A 15,368-nucleotide genomic window follows, 5' to 3' on the forward strand; every position below is an offset into this window, starting at 1 on the left:
CGTCAGCCGACGGCACCCTCCGACCGGTGATGGTCCAACGGTCAGTGTCGGCCCGATCGCCTCCCGGGCCCTCGCGGGAGCACCGCACACCCCGGCAGCCCCACTCATCACGCACATCGCACCAAAGCGAGGGACATCACCGCCCAGGCAGTGGTTGATCGAGCCTTCGGGAGCCTGGGCCAGCCGGACCCGCCCTGCTCTTCGGCCTCGATGAAGCCTATGCGGCTGAGGAATCTCATGGTGGTCAGTGCTTCTTGGTCAGTGCTTGTGCTGGGGCCTGGCGGCTGGCGCGTGTTCGACGGAGGCTAGCTCGTCCAGCTCACAGCGCACGCCGTATGTGCGTGCGGCATCCAAGGCGGCGAGGTCCTGGTGCACGAGGTCGTCCGGCTTCGTCAGCCAGCGGACGAACACCCCGGTGTCGTCGATGCCGTTCAGCGAATGCCGGACGACAACACCGATGCTGCCGGGGACTGCGCCGAACTCGTACTCGAGGTATGCGCTGGCCTCGGCGAGGAGGACATAACTTCCGACGGCGGGCCGGACGCGCTGGCCGTGCCTGCCGTCGTGGTCCTTGGCCTTCGGACTCCGTCCGATCAGGTCCGGCAGAAGGAACGCGAGCCCGATAGTCGCCAGGGCCGCGGCGAAGACAATGAGGAGGATGGGCAGGTGCGGTCTGACGGCAACTCCGCACTTGCACGGCGTGGCCGACACGCCGACCTCGGGCGGTACGTGAAGGCTGACCGTTCCTCTGATGCCCCCACGGGCTGCCTCCGGACAGCGCGGCGCTGAAGGCCTTGCTGCAGTTGAACAGGTGAGGCTGCTGCTCCGCTTCCCAGCTATGCAACCGGGAAGCGGAGCCGACACGGTGTCAGCCGATGGCGATGCGAGTTTTCCAGTAGCTGGCGGGGGCGATGACCTCGGTGCCGGAGCCGGTGAGGACGGTTTTGCCGCCGGGGTAGAAGCGGACGGAGCCGTCGGAGCGTACGGTCCAGATATCGGGGACGGCGTCTCCGTTCACGTCGGGTGTTCCGATGAGCTGGGGAATACTGGTGCTGGACCAGCCGGCGGCTCCGTACTCGGTGTCGGCGCCTCCGGAGGAGGCGGCGCCGGATTTGAGGGAGTCCAGGTTGACGCCGCCGCCGCTGGCGGCGATTCCCTTGCGCAGCAGGAGGCGTTCGGTGACGTCGGTGCGGTAGATGAGGTCGGTGATGCCGTCGCCGCTGATGTCCTGGGCGGTGACAAGGTCCCGTTCGGTCCAGGTGGTGGCGGCCAGGCGGGCTGCCTGGTCGATGGTTGCTCCGTGGTAGCCGGTGAAGGCCCACAGTTCGTCGCCCGCGGTGGCGAAGAAGTCGGTGCGTCCGTCGCCGGTGGCATCCCCGGCGGAGATGATCTGGGTGAGACTGGCGGGGCTGGGGGCGCCGTCGGGCAGCAGGATCTCGCGGCGTTTGTCGACGTTGACGGCGCCGTAACCGTCGCCGGGGTAGACCCAGAGTTTGCCTTCGACGCGCACGACGAGGTCCTGGAGGCCGTCGCCGCCGTAGATGTCACCGTTGTGGGCGATCAGTGCGCCCTTGAAGTGCCCGGAGGGCGCGGCCACGAAGGGCGGCAGTGTGTCGCCGTTGGGGTCCTTGTCGGGGTTGGCGCGGTAGGCGCCGGACATGGAGTAGTCCAGGTCGCCGGAGCCCTTGGCGAGGTTGTCCGCGGTGGCCTGCGAGGGGTACAGGGAGAGGTTGCCGGCCTCGGTGACGGCCATCAGGTCGGCTAGTTTGTCACCGGTGAAGTCGCCGGGAGAATCTGCCTGGTCGCGGGGGGTGACGTAGAAGAAGTACTTCGTCGGCTGGGAGACGTTGTCCGCGCTGTCGACGGTCCTGACGTAGAGCACGTTGGGGCCGGCGGTGGGCGGTTTGGCGCCGTTGATGGCGGCGCTGACGTCGGTGGGTGTTCCCGGCGTGCGGGCCAGGCTGCCGGTGTAGGAGGCGGAGTTGAAGCCGTACTCGTAGCGTTTGACGTCGGTGTTGAGGGCGCGCACGGTGAAGGAGCCGGCGGTGCCGAACTTCAGGGTGCTCCAGGTGGCGTCCTCGGCGTCGTTGCCGAAGCCGTTCTCACTGCCGTCCGCGTTGGGGAAGTCGGCGGAGGAGACCTTGGGCGGTTTAGGCGCGACGGTGTCCAGGACGAACCGGCAGGGTGTCTTGGCCGGGGTGTAGCCGGAGGTGGAGTTGGCGTCGTCGACCGCCCGCACCCGCCAGGAATAGACGGTGTTGTTGGTGAGCGTGCTGGTGGAGAACTTGCCCGTGGTGCGCAGGGCGATGTCCTTGTCGCCGCCGACGGAGACCTTCCCGGTGGACTTCAGCAGGTCACCGGTAGTGTCCCACTTGCCCTTGGCCCACAGGTCGAAGTCGAGGTAGTCGAGGTTGTTGTCCTTGTCGGACGCGCGGGCGGTGAAGGTCAGATCGCCCAATCCCATGCGGACATATGGCTCGGTGGTGGTGCACTTGCCCTCGGGGCCGAGGTCGAGCGACTTGGAATCGACGGTCGGCTTGCGGTTGTAGACAAGTGTCAGGACGGGTGCGTCGTCTTGTCCGTTGGCCCGGAACTTCTTCCAGGCGTACTGGGAGTGCTCGTCGCGGGCCCGCATCCCGAACGTAATCATGTCTTTGCCCTGGTCGGCCAGCTTCTGCGCGGCCTTCTTCACGTCGAAGTCCTCGTAGGCGTCCCGGCAGCCGGACTTGTAGCCGTGCGCGAAACTCTTCGTCGCGAATTTGTTGCCGTCGTGCAGCTTGGGGGCGTTCTTCCAGTTGGTGTGCGAGTTGACTTCACCGGTGAGGTGGACGCTCATCGAGCGGGCACTGCACGACCAGGAGTACGTCTCCAGCACCTTCAGCTTCGCCTTGGTGATCTTCGTGCCCTTGAGGTCCTTGTCGAAGGCGATGTTGAAGTACGAGCGGGAGGTGCCCCAGGTGTCGGACTCGAAGCCGACGCGGGCCTCGTGCGTGCCGCCCTTGTTGAAGCCCTTGCCGTTGTAGAAGGTGGCGTTGGGGTGGCGGCTGTAGGCGGTGGTCCAGTCCTGGGTGTGCTTCTTCACCGACGGGTCGATGAACACCGGATAGGTGGTGGCCGAGTCCGTGAGGAACTCCTGGGCTGGGGTGATCAGCCAGTTCGCCCCGGACAGGTCGGTCCCGACGAGCTCGCCGCGCGAGTCGGGCGAGGGGCCGTCGAGCCCGGCCAGGCCAAGGGTGGCCGACGATCCGGTGGGTGAGGGGGCGGGGGTCGGCTCGGCCGGCGCGGTGGGCAGCGGGGACTCCGCCACGGTGGGCTCAGGGCCGTCGGTGGCCGCCGGCAGCGTCTCCGGGCTGGCGTCGGCCTGCTCGTCCGTCTCGATGAGCTCCTCGGCGGGGCTCGGAGTATCGCTCGGAGTGTCGGTGGCGGGATCGGTGGGGTCGGGGCTCTCCGGCGTGGTCGGCTGGGCGGTGGCACCGACCGTGCCGTCGGTGACGGCCGGGGCCCCGCTGCTGTCCCACATCAGCGGCGTCGGCGACATCGCCACCTCGTTGCCGTAGGCACTCTCGGCCACGACAATCCCGGATACCGGGTCGAGCCGGAAGGTCAGGTCTGGCGACGTGATGCCGTACGACAGCTGCTGCGCGCGCGGATCGGCGGCGGCCTGCCGGTTCTTGAGAACGACAAGCTGCCCGAAGCCCTCGTCGTCGGCGGTCAGGACCAGGTCGGCGCCCGGGAAGATCTCCGGGTACAACGCCCTCGAACCGTCGATGACCGGTGCGGGTACGGGCCCCGGCCAGGTGAGCTGGATGTCGTAGCCGTCAACGGTCAGCGTGACCAGGGGAGTCGAAGCCTCGGCTGCCGCAGCGCCCTTGATCCCCTTAACGAGGGAGACGCGGTGGGCCGTGCTGCGGGAGGAGCGCTGCTGCTCGTCGTCACGTGCCTGGGAGCCGGCCGAGAACACCATGCGCACGTTGGTGGCCCGGGGCTCGAAGCCGGCCTTGGTGCGGTGGAGGGTGTAGTCGATGTCCTTCCACTCGCCTCCGACCTTCGCCCGTACCGGGGTGGAGTACAGCTTCTTGGCGAGCAGACCGTCAGGACGGGCCCAGGTGGTGGAGCGGGCCGTGCGCAGCGCGGTGACCTCGACGGACCTGCCGGTCCTGGCCGCTCGTGTAGCGGCCGCCGCTTCGCTGACCGGCCCCGCCTTCCGGGCGCCGTCTGCGTTGCCGCGAGAGTCGGAATCGTCCAGGCTGACACTCACGAAGGCGATGCCGGTGGCAGCGAGAGCGGCCGCGAGAACCGCGGCGGCGGTGCGGCCCCCGGGTGCACGGCGCCAGCTGCGTCTGCTGCCCGTCCTGGTACGCGTCATCGGGTGAGTTCCCCTTCTCCCCTTGGAACCGGCACGTGACAGAGCGCTGCCGGGCCCGCCGATGATGACCTATGAACGCGCCCTCGTCACCCTTCGCATACGGAGGAGATGGGTGAGTCGATCGGCAGTCTGGTCCGTACTCATGAGCGTGTGAGCGGGTCGTCCATCGCTGCGTTGCGCGGACATCGTGACCGTGAACTGGCACATACGGCATCGCAATACCCCTACTTGCAGGGCTATTTGGTAGGGCGATTGCCAAATTATGCGTTTGATCATAAAAATCTGAAAGCGATCATGATCGACAGAAGAGTTCCACCCTGTCGCTACTGTCCGCCACCTTCCACTACGTAACGTGATGATGATCACATCCGCACAATTGATCTAGCGGAACGTCACAGAGCCGCCACAGAATCTGCGCATCTGATACGCCATCACGCGTGGTCCGAACCTGGCCCCGCTCCTAGTGGTCCGGGGGGACCCCACCGTGTTCGGTCGCATTTCGCCTGCCCGGCGCCGCCGTGTGCGCCGCCTGCGCACGGCACTCGTCCCCGCCCTCGGGGCAGCCCTACTGGTGGGCCTCCTGCCCGCCCAATCGTTCGCGCTGCCGCCCGACCCCGCCGCCGCGGAACAGGGCCGCGAAACGCTGGACCTTGAGGCACTCGACCAGGACAAACCCCTGTCGGGAGAGGCCTTCGAACGGGACCTGGAGACACTGAAGGTCGACGTCCCCGAGGACCTGGAACAAGCACCCGCTGGTACGGCGACACCACCACTGGGCCAGGCCGACACGGTCACCTTCGGCTCCACAACGAACGCGACCCCGGCGACAGCGCGCACCACTGCCTCCGCGACAACGGCACACGCGGGCGCGTCCGCGACAGCATCCCGCACGGGCACGGCCGCCCAACAGGTCGACCTCATCCCGGTCGGGGGCCTGCCCGTCAGCCTCGGGCAGGCCCCCGACCAGGCCGCACCCACCGGCACCTGGCAGGTTTCCGTCGCCGCCCGCACCGCCCCCGTGTCCCAGGGCGTCGACGGCGCCGTCCTGACCGTTCAGGCTCCGGCGACCGGCTCCGTACCGGTCTCGGTCAAGCTCGACTACGCCGAATTCAAGAACCTCTACGGCGCCGACTGGGCCTCCCGCCTGCGCTTTGTCCAGTTCCCCGAGTGCTACCTGACGACGCCAGACGACGAGGCCTGCCAGGCGTACGAGGAACTGGAAACTGCCAACGACAACGAGGCACAGTCGATCACGGCGACAGTCGACCCGGCTGCCGACGGGACGGTTACCGCGGCGTCAGAGAAGTCCGCACCCAACCGTAAGTCAGCTGTCCAGGCTGCTCATCGCACTTCTAACTCCCAGGCTGCCCCAGTCGCTGCGGCTGGCGATACTGCAGTCGTCGGCGCCATCGACTCGGGTGGCGGAGCAGGCGGCTCATTCAAGGCAACGCCGCTGGCCTCTAACGGAAAATGGTCGGCAGGCGGTTCCTCCGGCGCGTTCACCTGGTCGTACCCGCTTGCGATCCCTGCGGCCCCGGCAGGCCCGGTCCCGGGCATTGCTCTTGACTACAACTCCCAGAGCGTGGACGGCCGCACAGCCGTCTCCTCACCCCAAGCATCATGGATTGGTGAAGGCTGGGACTACGACCCCGGCCACATAGAGCGCCGCTACCGCAACTGCCAGGACGACCGCAAAGAGTTGAACTCCGGCACACCCAATAACACGGCGAAGAAAGACAAGTCCTCTGACCTGTGCTGGGCTTCATACAACGCCGTGATGTCACTCGGCGGCAGAACGACCGAACTAGTACGGGACGCTGCTGCAGGCAGCAATCCAGAGACCGACACCGAGGTGTACCGGCCGCAACAAGACGACGGAACGCGCGTCGAGCACCGGGCCGGCGGCAGCAACGGAGACAACAACGGCGAGTACTGGATCGTCACCACTTCGGACGGTACCAAGTACTTTTACGGCTTGAACCAGGTCGGCGGAGGTCATGCCGACACCGCATCGGTTTCCACGGTCCCCGTATTCGGCAACCATCCCGGCGAGCCCTGCCATGCGGGTGCTTTTGCCGACTCCCGCTGCGGCTCGGGCAAGAAGCAGGCTTGGCGTTGGGGGCTGGACAAGGTAGTCGATGTCCACGGCAACACCATGGTTGTCAGCTGGAAGCAGGAGACGAACTACTACGCTGTCAGGAAGAAGTTCAAGTCCCCCGAGCAGTACGACCGCTACGCCATGCCCACCGTCATTGAGTACGGCATGCGCTCCGACCTGACCAAGCCCTCGGCGACAGTCGAGTTCGGCGTGAAGCAGCGCTGCCTTAAATCGGAGGCTGCCTGTACCGCAGCCGAGTTCGCCAAGACGGACGACCCAGGAGCATATCGTGCCTGGTGGGACACTCCCGGAAACCTCAACTGCAAGTCGAACTCGAAGCTCTGCCCGATCTTCCCGTCCTTTTGGACGCAGATGCGCCTGGACACCGTAACGACGAAGGGCGCCCGTGCGGGCCAGAGCGGTCTCGGCAAGGTGGATACCTACGAGCTACACCAATCATTCCCCGAAGACTGGTATGACACGGCTCCGGGGCTCTGGCTGAACTCCATCACTCACCGTGGCTTCGCGCCTGGTGACACGACCGGCACCCTCCAGCACAAGGACGGCGTCAGCTTTGCCGAGTACTCGGTCGGCTCGACCTCTCCTCTGCGCACCCGTCTTCAGGACCGCCAGTTGCCGAACCTGGTCTCCAGCGGTGCGGACGACCAGCGTCCAGCGTTCACCAGGCCCCGCATCGGCACCGTTGCCACCGAGCACGGCGGTGACATCGAGGTGGAATACAAAGGTGGTTGCGCGAGCGAGCCGGCTGAGGACGAGGGTAAGGACAACGGCACCTGCTACCCGATCAGATGGTCGCCGGACGGTGACGAGAAGACGCCCGCGAAGTCCTGGTTCAACAAATATGTCGTCCACTCTGTGACCGAGACCGACAAAGTCACCACCCACGGCAGGCCAGTCCACACCACGTACACATACGCGGATCCCGCCTGGGCAAAGAGCGTCGACGAGTTCGTCCGCCCTGCCTTGCATACCTACAGCGACTGGCGCGGCTACCGTCAGGTAGCAGTCACCAAGGGCAGTAAATCGAGCTCTCAGCAGGGTGATCCGCAAGCCCAGTCGTACTCCGTCACCCGTTACTTCCAGGGGGTCGGCGGCGCGGTGAAGGACTCCACAGGCGCCTACACGCTAGTGGACGACGATGCCAACCAGTACGCAGGCCAAGCGGCGGAGAGCATCACGTACTTCAACTCCGACAAGCGTGTCCATAAGCGCACCCTGACCTTCCCCTGGTCGAAGGAGACCGCCTCACGCTCTCGCGACGTCGAGGTCGGCGGCGACACCGAGCCACTTCGTGCATACCGCGGCGGCATCAAGCGTTCCGACGAGATTCAGACAGTCGAATCCAGCTGGCAGGCTGTGCGAACTGTCAGCTCATTTGATGACACCTACGGTCTGCCCAACCAAGTGGAGACGATGGTAGTCAAGCCCAACGGCTCCGGCGGGGAGACCCTCTCCAACCAGACCTGCAGCAAGACGTCATACGTTCACAATACGGCGGCGTGGGTGATCGGCTCGCCCAAGGAACGCCGGACCACAGCCACGTCTTGCGCTGGCTACGACGCGGCGGATCCGGCTAAGCAACTCAAATCCGCAGTGCGATTCAACTACGACAAGCAGGCGTACGGGGCATCTCCGACAGACGGTCTGGTCACCTCAGCAGCCGAGATCGACGCAGCAGGCACGTCCTATGCGAAAGTCACCGAGATGACGTACGACGGACTGGGGCGCCAGCGCACCATCGCCAAACCCGGTGAGGGCATCTCCGAGACCCAGTACACCCCAGAGAGCGGCGGCCCGGTCACCGCCCTCAAGGCAATCAACGCCAAGGGGCACGCCACCACCACTACTTTCGACCCCGGCCGCAGCTTGGCGCTCACGGTCACCGACCCCAACGGCCGAATGACGAGAACCGAGTACGACGCTCTCGGCCGTTCCGTAAAGGGCTGGTCCGCGTCCCGCACCTCAGGCGGGAAGTCCCCTGACGTCCTGATCGAGTACCAGAATGCGATCGCCACCTCGGCGCAGACACGCCCGGCGTCGGTGACGGTCAAAACACTCAAGGACGACGGCACTTACACCAGTCAAGTCACGGTCTACGACGGCCTGATGCGCAAGGTCCAAACACAAGAGGACGCACACGGGCCGGGCCGGATCGTCTCCGATACCTCATACAACGATCACGGCCTTGTTGACGAGCAGACAGCCGGATACCTTGCCAAGGGCGGACCTGCCTCCGAACTCTTCACCCCGAAAACGACCACCTCCATCCCGAGCTGGACCAAGACCCGCTACGACGGCATGGAGCGGCCAGTCCGCCAGTCGACCTACTTCGACGGCGACTACCGATACGCCACATACACCACCTACAGCGACACCAGCACCTACATAAATCCAGCTGGCGGGACCGCTCCCCGGACCCGGACCTACACGGACGCCCTCGGCCGGGTCACCTCAATCCTTCACTACAGCCGCGACGACTCATCCAGCAGTAGCGGACGCTCGACCTCGTATGAGTATGACGATCGCGGCAACCTCAGCAAGGTCAGCGACCCGGCCGGCAATATCTGGTCCTACACGTACGACGCGCGCGGCCGGGTGACATCTACCACGGATCCGGACACCGGAAAGACGGAGACTTGGTACGACAACGCCGACCGGCCCTACAAGACGACCAACGCCCGCGGGAAGACGACATATACGGAATACGATGCCCTCGGCCGGGTTGTCAAGGTCCGCGAAGGCTCCGAAACCGCCACCCCGGCCAAGGAGTTCACCTACGACGACCTGCCCGGCGCTCTGGGTAAGCCTGTGGCCGCAACTCGGCACACCACAAACGGCGACTACATCAATCGAATCACGAACTACGACACTGAGTACCGGGTCACGAATCGTGAGACAGTCATCCCTGCCAGCACAATGACGGCTGGCGTCGCAGGCACTTACCCTTACTCCTACACGTACACACCAGTCACCGGAAAGCCGCAATCGGTCACACTGCCTGCCGTGGGCGGGCTGGGCGCAGAAAAGGTCATCACCCGCTACAACAGCGACGGCCTGGCCGAGTCCACATCCGGCCGTGCCTGGTACACCGCGGACGTCACGTACTCCCCCTACGGGGAAGCCCTACGCACGGTCTCCGGCTCCCAGCCATCCCGACTCTGGACCACCAATTTCGTCGACCCTCACACCGGACGTCTCCAGCGCACGATCGCCGACCGTGAGACCACAGCGCCGCACCGTGTCACCGAAAACTACTACTCGTACGACACCTCCGGCACCATCACCTCCACCGCCCGCAGCTCGTCCGACGTCTCCGGCAAAACCTGGGACAACCAGTGCTTCACATACGACGCCATGGGCGAGCTGCTGAACGCCTGGACATCCAAGATCATCCCTGATCGTACCGGGACCGGCTGCAAGGCATCTGACGGAACAACCTGGGGCTACCGCACCGACTACGAGGACTCGAGCGGGCCTGTAGCGGACGCACCCGACGCGGCAGCCGACACTTCCAGCCCAGACGCGTCACTGGCGTCCACCCTGGCAGCGGTCGCTCCCGACGTGACATCCGTGGCCACAGGAGCCACCGCCTACCGCCAGTCGTTCACCTTCGACTGGCTCGGCAACCGCGCCTCCATGACGGAGCATGATCTGGCAGACGCCACCAAGAACGTCAGCTACTCCTACAGCTACGGCGCTACAAAGCCGCACACTGTGGACTGGATCAGCTCTGCTCCGTCCGGCAGCGGTAGTTCCTACGCATATGACGCCGCTGGCAACACTGAGATTCGCGACCTGTCCAACACCACGCAGAACTTGACCTGGAACCAGGAGAACCGGCTCGACACAATCACGGCCGACGGCAAGAAGACGGCATACGTATACGACGCCGAGGGCAACCGGACCCTGGAGAAATCAGATTCGGGCTCTACCCTGTACCTGGGTGAGACCGAGGTGACCACGGACACCAACGGAACGATTATCAAGGCTGCGCGAGCGTACACCCAGGCCGGTGCTCCCACCGTGATACGCAGCACGGCAAACGGTGCGGCCACTGGACACAAGCTCAGCGTCATGATCGCCGACCATCTCGGCACTGCCCATACCACGGTCGACCTGTCCGAAACCCAGTCCGTAACGCGCCGAGCCCACAAGCCATACGGCGAACTCCGTGGAACCAAGCCGGCTAGTTGGCCCAACAAGCGGGGCTATCTCGGGGTCGGCATTGATGATGCGGCGACCGGACTAACACACGTCGGAGCCCGCGAATACGATCAAACGTCAGGCCGGTTCCTCTCTGCCGACCCGGTTATCGACATCACCGATCCGCTGCAAATGAACGGGTACGCATACAGCAACAACAGCCCGGTCAGCAACAGCGACCCGACCGGCTTGATCCTTGCTCCCATCGATGGAGGGGGCGGTTTCGGAAAGTCCAAACCCAAGCTGATCGAGAAGACCGTTGGCGACAAGCAGGTAATCTACGACGAATACGGAATCGGGCATGTCCTGGGCGAAACGCCGGACAATACCAATGCTACCCGTGTTCTCAAAATGCTTAACGATGATCTCCGCCTGGCGGGACTCCTGTATGGGGATTCCAACAAAAAGACCGGCGAGATTTACAAGGTGCAAGACGAAGAAGGGAGAATCGTCGAAAAAGGTACATTCACGGATAAGGATGGAAAGCTGCGCCTCAATGGAACTACGTCCGACTTCATCAAGGTCACATATGAGAATGGAAAGATAGTCGACGTGATCGACTTTGATGCGACCGGCACCAGTGATCCGAAGAAGTCAATTTCAGAAATCACTAGAGAAATCGACAGAAAAATGCGCCCCAAATCGGACAACAAGGGTAAGATGCAGACGAATAATGTGGTCTACATGGCGGCGGATGAAGCTCAAGCTAAGTTGATAGCTAACCACTATTCCAATGATCCACGTGTACGTGTGCTTCACGGGGAAGGGTTCGATACGGGCAGAGTGTTCAACTCGGTAACAGGAACGGCGAACGCCACGCGCGTCAGCCCTAGGATTCGTGGCCGCATTTTCGGTGTCGTGGGCTCTGCTATGCCTTTCGCTCAAGCTAATAGTTACGTCCGTAGCTTTGGTTTTGGAGATGGGTTCCTCGAAATGGGTAAAGATGTCATCGATCCACTTGGCGGTCACGAAATGGCGGAAGGTCCGCCAAGCGCGGGAGCTATTTGTGATCCGTCATCAGGGAACTGTGCCTAACGAGCTCGTGCACGGTAGGCCGTGGCGCGTCGAGATGTGTGGCGTGGTCGGTGTTCAGACTCGAAGGCTGCGGTCGAGGACGGCGGTCTGCTGATGTGAGAGGAGTCCGGCGACGGCTTGGACGATGTGACTCATGTGCTCGCGTCGGCCAAGGTGCCGGGTCAGGGCCCGCCAGTTCTTGAGGTGCGCGATGCCGTGCTCGACACGGATGCGCCGTGAGGAGTGCGCCCTGCGCTGCCGCTCGTGCCGCTCCTCGTACCAGACAGGTGCGTTCTTCTTGAACTTGCGATGCGGCGGTGTCACCACCCGGCCGCCGGTCTGCGCTCCCATGCCCTGGTAGCCGACATCCGCGAGGATCTCCATGAACGGGCCGCCGGCCCGGGAGCTGGACCAGGCCCAGCTCCCGGGCCTGGGTGATGTCAGCGCAACTGCCTGGCCGAACCGGGCTGCAGAACAGCATGCGCCCCTCGGCGTCCGTGAGGACCATGGACTTCACGGCGTTCTGCTTGGTCTTTCCGGAGACGAACTTGTCGCGGTCCTTGCGGCCTGCAGCTGGGCGTCGCACGCGGATCTCCGTGCCGTCGATGATGCCGGTCCGACCATCGACGCCCAGGTACTCGATGACCTCGGCGAGAGTACGCAGCCGGACGTCCGGTGCGATGGTGCACCCCCGCTGCGCCAGCAGGGGGTGCACCTCGCCGATGGCGCGGGTGATGGTGGAGCGCTCCACGCCGAACCAGCAGGCCAGCACGTCATGCGTGGTTCCATGGCGCAGACTCACCAGCGTGGCCAGCAGCCGGTCGACGAAGACGAACTGGTGCTTCGCCCCCGCTCCTACCGCCCGTTGCCGCGGCCGTGCCGTCAGGCGTGCCTGACGCCGTTCGTGCCACAACGGCCCTATCTCGGCGATGAGTTCAGCGATCCCAACCGGCGACAGCCCGGTGATCCTGTACTCCGCCACGATCAACTCTCGCGCCCCAGCCCCCATCATGCAGAGCCCAACGAGCCACCCGGCCACCGAGCCACGGCCTACCGTGCACGAGGTCGTTAAACGACAGGTTCCTGCTGTTGCTGGAACAAGTTCCGCCCCAGAGGTAGAGCCGCTCATTCGTCGGCAGGTCAGCCATGATCGCTGCAATTCTCGTGGAGGAAGTGGCGAAGATCGGCGACGAGAGCAAACATCTGCACCCGCCAGTTTCCCACTGCTGTCTCCACCCCTCGGACAGGGGTCCGGCGCTCGGGCGCGAGTCGAAGCTGTGTGAGCACGACGCGCGCCGTGCGGCACCGCGCCCCGGCCGTACCGGCGGCTTCGTGCGGCGGAGTGCGCCTCGGGCGGGGTGGGTCCCCGGCATGCTCGGCCCGTCCGCCACATCCTTCAGCAGTCCTCGGTCACCTCCCGTCACGAGCCGCCCGCACGTAGGTGGGCACCGAACGGGCCGTCAGCTCGGCGTACGGCAAGTGCCTACTACATTTTCAGCAGCTGTAACTGCCTGCAGGAGTACGACGACAGGATGGCCCGCGTCCGGAGAGGCTGGGCGGACCGACCAGCGCTAGCCGAGGGGCCTCCTGCCGTGGCTATATCCCTTGACCAAGTGGGCCGCCCTGAAATTTGGAATGAAAGATTTCCTAGACAGCCCGTGGCCGACAGAAATTCCACTGCTCCGGACCCGCTTTTCACATCGCCACTGAATCGGCCCTCTAAGGATATGTAATGCACCTCACAATTCTTGCGGCATCAGGTACTACTGGCCTCTCCTTGACGAGGCAGGCTCTGGAACGTGGGCACACCGTCACCGCCATAGCCCGCTCCCCGAAGCGCATCACTGTCCCAAACTCGCCGCGGCTGAAACGCGTCACTGCGGATGTTTTCGACGGCGACGCAATTTCCGATGCTCTGCAAGGTAGCGAGAATGTGCTATCTGCTCTCGGTTGGGTCAGGAGGGAAAAGAAGTCGGGGGTCCTGGTTTTAGGCGCCAGGGCCGTAATTGCAGCGCGCCCGAACCGTATAATCTGGCTCGGCTCCTACGGAACCGGCGCGTCAGCGCAAGCTGCGGGTCTATCTACTCGAATCATACTCAAAGGACTTGGCGCCGAGCTGGCGGATAAGGTCGCCGCAGATGGACTCGTACTTAAAGCTGGCGGTACTGTATTCCATGCCGGCCCATTATCCAATAAACCGCTCAATCCGTCCCGGAAAACCGTTGCTCTCGACGAGGCGCCCAAGCGTTTTTTCCCTGCCCGTATCAGCCGTGAAAACGTGGCCGCAGCTATGCTGGATGAGGTGGAGAATCCTCGCTACCTGGGTCGAATTGCTATTCCCCTGGAGCGATGACATCCACTGGCCTTGAGCTCATGGAGCCGTTGATGAGGGCCGGGTGCGTAGGACGGCAGTTGATAGACGGCTTGGCCGTCCTGCCGGGGAATGAACTGCCGCATCCCGTAGCTGCGAACAATCGCTCCGTCATGAGGCCGCGCGTACCTTGTCTCTCAGTTCCCGGCCCGGCGACGGCCCTGCAGACACTCTTCCCGTAGGACACCTTCCGAACGGGCGGAATCTCAGCAACCCGCCCTGCGGGCCAGGCCCAGGCCCGCGCAGCCGTGGGTCTCTGTCTGAAGTCGAGTTGGCAGGCGGTGGCGCGGTGGGGGCTGAAGGATCCGGGTTCGACCCGCTCCAGCGAGTCACAATTGGCAGATTCGTAAGGAGTTGGCGCTCGGGGAGCCCTTGGCCAGAGGGCACTCGCGGAGTCTTCGCGCTTCTTCAGCGTTGCCGCTCTAGCGTGAGGACAGCCTTGGTGATTGACGTCATGCGGTTGGGGCTGCATCGGGACCTGCGAAAGATCCGCCAGGACTTGAGCCTCGCGACACCTCGTTGGACGGGCGCTCGCGCTGCGGCCAGCGCCTGGTTGCGGACTTTTCCGTGGGGTGAGTTCCTGCAGGGGCCTGCGATCGATGCCGGTGGTCAGGCACGGGCCGGCGCCCTGGTAGGCGAGACCGGCCGGTATGGGGACGCCCTGGCGCTCGCAGATCCGGATGATCCGGTGGGTGCGGGCAGCGGTCAGGTCGTGGGTGTGGCCTGACTGGGCGGGGCAGAGCCACAGCGACCGGCCGCCGGGTTCGGTGACGACCTGCACGTTCACACCGTGGCGCCGGTGTTTGCGGGAGTAGTCGGCGCGGCCGTCGCCGACCCGGTCGCACTCGGCGAGGGTGCCGTCCAGCAGGACGAACCGGGGTTCGTGCTCGCGCGGCAGTTTCAGCAGACCCGGTGCACGTTCGGCGAGCAGGCCGACAACCGCGCCGGTGTAGGCGTGGGCCGTGGACTCGCTGATCCCGAACCCGGCGGCGATCTTCGCGAGTGTGGTGTGCTCGCGCAGGTACACCATTGCCACCATCGCGCGCTGAGACGGACGGAGCTTGCAGCGTCGCTCGCCCTCACAGGTGACGATCAGTATTCCGGTCCGGGAACACTCCGCCGCAAAGCCCTTAACCAGCGATAACCGCAGTTCTCAATCAGCAGCCGGAGCGTAGGTGCTGCTTCCTTGGGAACGGAGCGACGAGGGTGACGGAACGTCATGAGCGGGTCTGGGTGGGCATCGACGCCGGCAAGGACCATCACTGGGCCATGCTCAGCACACCCGGCCACCGCAG

Annotated in this window: 5 protein-coding genes and 2 pseudogenes; 2 read left to right on the forward strand and 5 right to left on the reverse strand. The window is 64.6% G+C overall.

Annotation, left to right across the window (positions count from 1 at the left end):
- Window positions 1-258: 258 nt before the first annotated feature.
- Both OHS59_RS04425 and OHS59_RS04430 read right to left on the reverse strand, forming a co-directional pair.
- On the reverse strand, window positions 259-711 hold the full coding sequence (locus OHS59_RS04425; RefSeq protein WP_328492067.1) for a hypothetical protein: 453 nt from the start codon (window positions 709-711) through the stop codon (window positions 259-261).
- A 157-nt stretch (window positions 712-868) separates the two neighbouring features.
- A complete protein-coding gene (locus OHS59_RS04430) occupies window positions 869-4,366 on the reverse strand; it encodes a DNRLRE domain-containing protein (protein WP_328492068.1) in 3,498 nt (1,165 codons plus the stop codon).
- Window positions 4,367-4,850: 484 nt separating this feature from the next.
- Here OHS59_RS04430 and OHS59_RS04435 point away from each other — a divergent pair, with 484 nt between their 5' ends.
- On the forward strand, window positions 4,851-11,723 hold the full coding sequence (locus tag OHS59_RS04435) for an RHS repeat-associated core domain-containing protein (RefSeq protein WP_328492069.1): 6,873 nt from the start codon (window positions 4,851-4,853) through the stop codon (window positions 11,721-11,723).
- A 54-nt stretch (window positions 11,724-11,777) separates the two neighbouring features.
- Here the strand turns inward: OHS59_RS04435 and OHS59_RS04440 are convergent, their stop codons facing one another.
- Together OHS59_RS04440 and OHS59_RS04445 are read right to left on the reverse strand one after the other, a co-directional pair.
- Entirely contained in the window at window positions 11,778-12,086 is a 309-nt protein-coding gene (locus OHS59_RS04440) for a transposase family protein (protein ID WP_328492070.1), read from the reverse strand.
- 79 nt (window positions 12,087-12,165) lie between these two features.
- Window positions 12,166-13,095, reverse strand: a pseudogene (locus OHS59_RS04445) (transposase family protein); the annotation flags it as partial.
- A gap of 339 nt (window positions 13,096-13,434) precedes the next feature.
- On the opposite strand from OHS59_RS04445, the gene OHS59_RS04450 reads away from it, so the two are divergent.
- Window positions 13,435-14,055, forward strand: coding sequence for an NAD(P)-dependent oxidoreductase (locus tag OHS59_RS04450; RefSeq protein ID WP_328492071.1), 621 nt, complete (start codon window positions 13,435-13,437; stop codon window positions 14,053-14,055).
- 426 nt (window positions 14,056-14,481) lie between these two features.
- Here the strand turns inward: OHS59_RS04450 and OHS59_RS04455 are convergent.
- Window positions 14,482-15,223: pseudogene (locus tag OHS59_RS04455) on the reverse strand (transposase family protein).
- Window positions 15,224-15,368 lie beyond the last annotated feature (145 nt).

Origin of the sequence: Streptomyces sp. NBC_00414 (genome assembly GCF_036038375.1) — a bacterium.
Classification (GTDB): Bacteria; Actinomycetota; Actinomycetes; order Streptomycetales; family Streptomycetaceae; genus Streptomyces.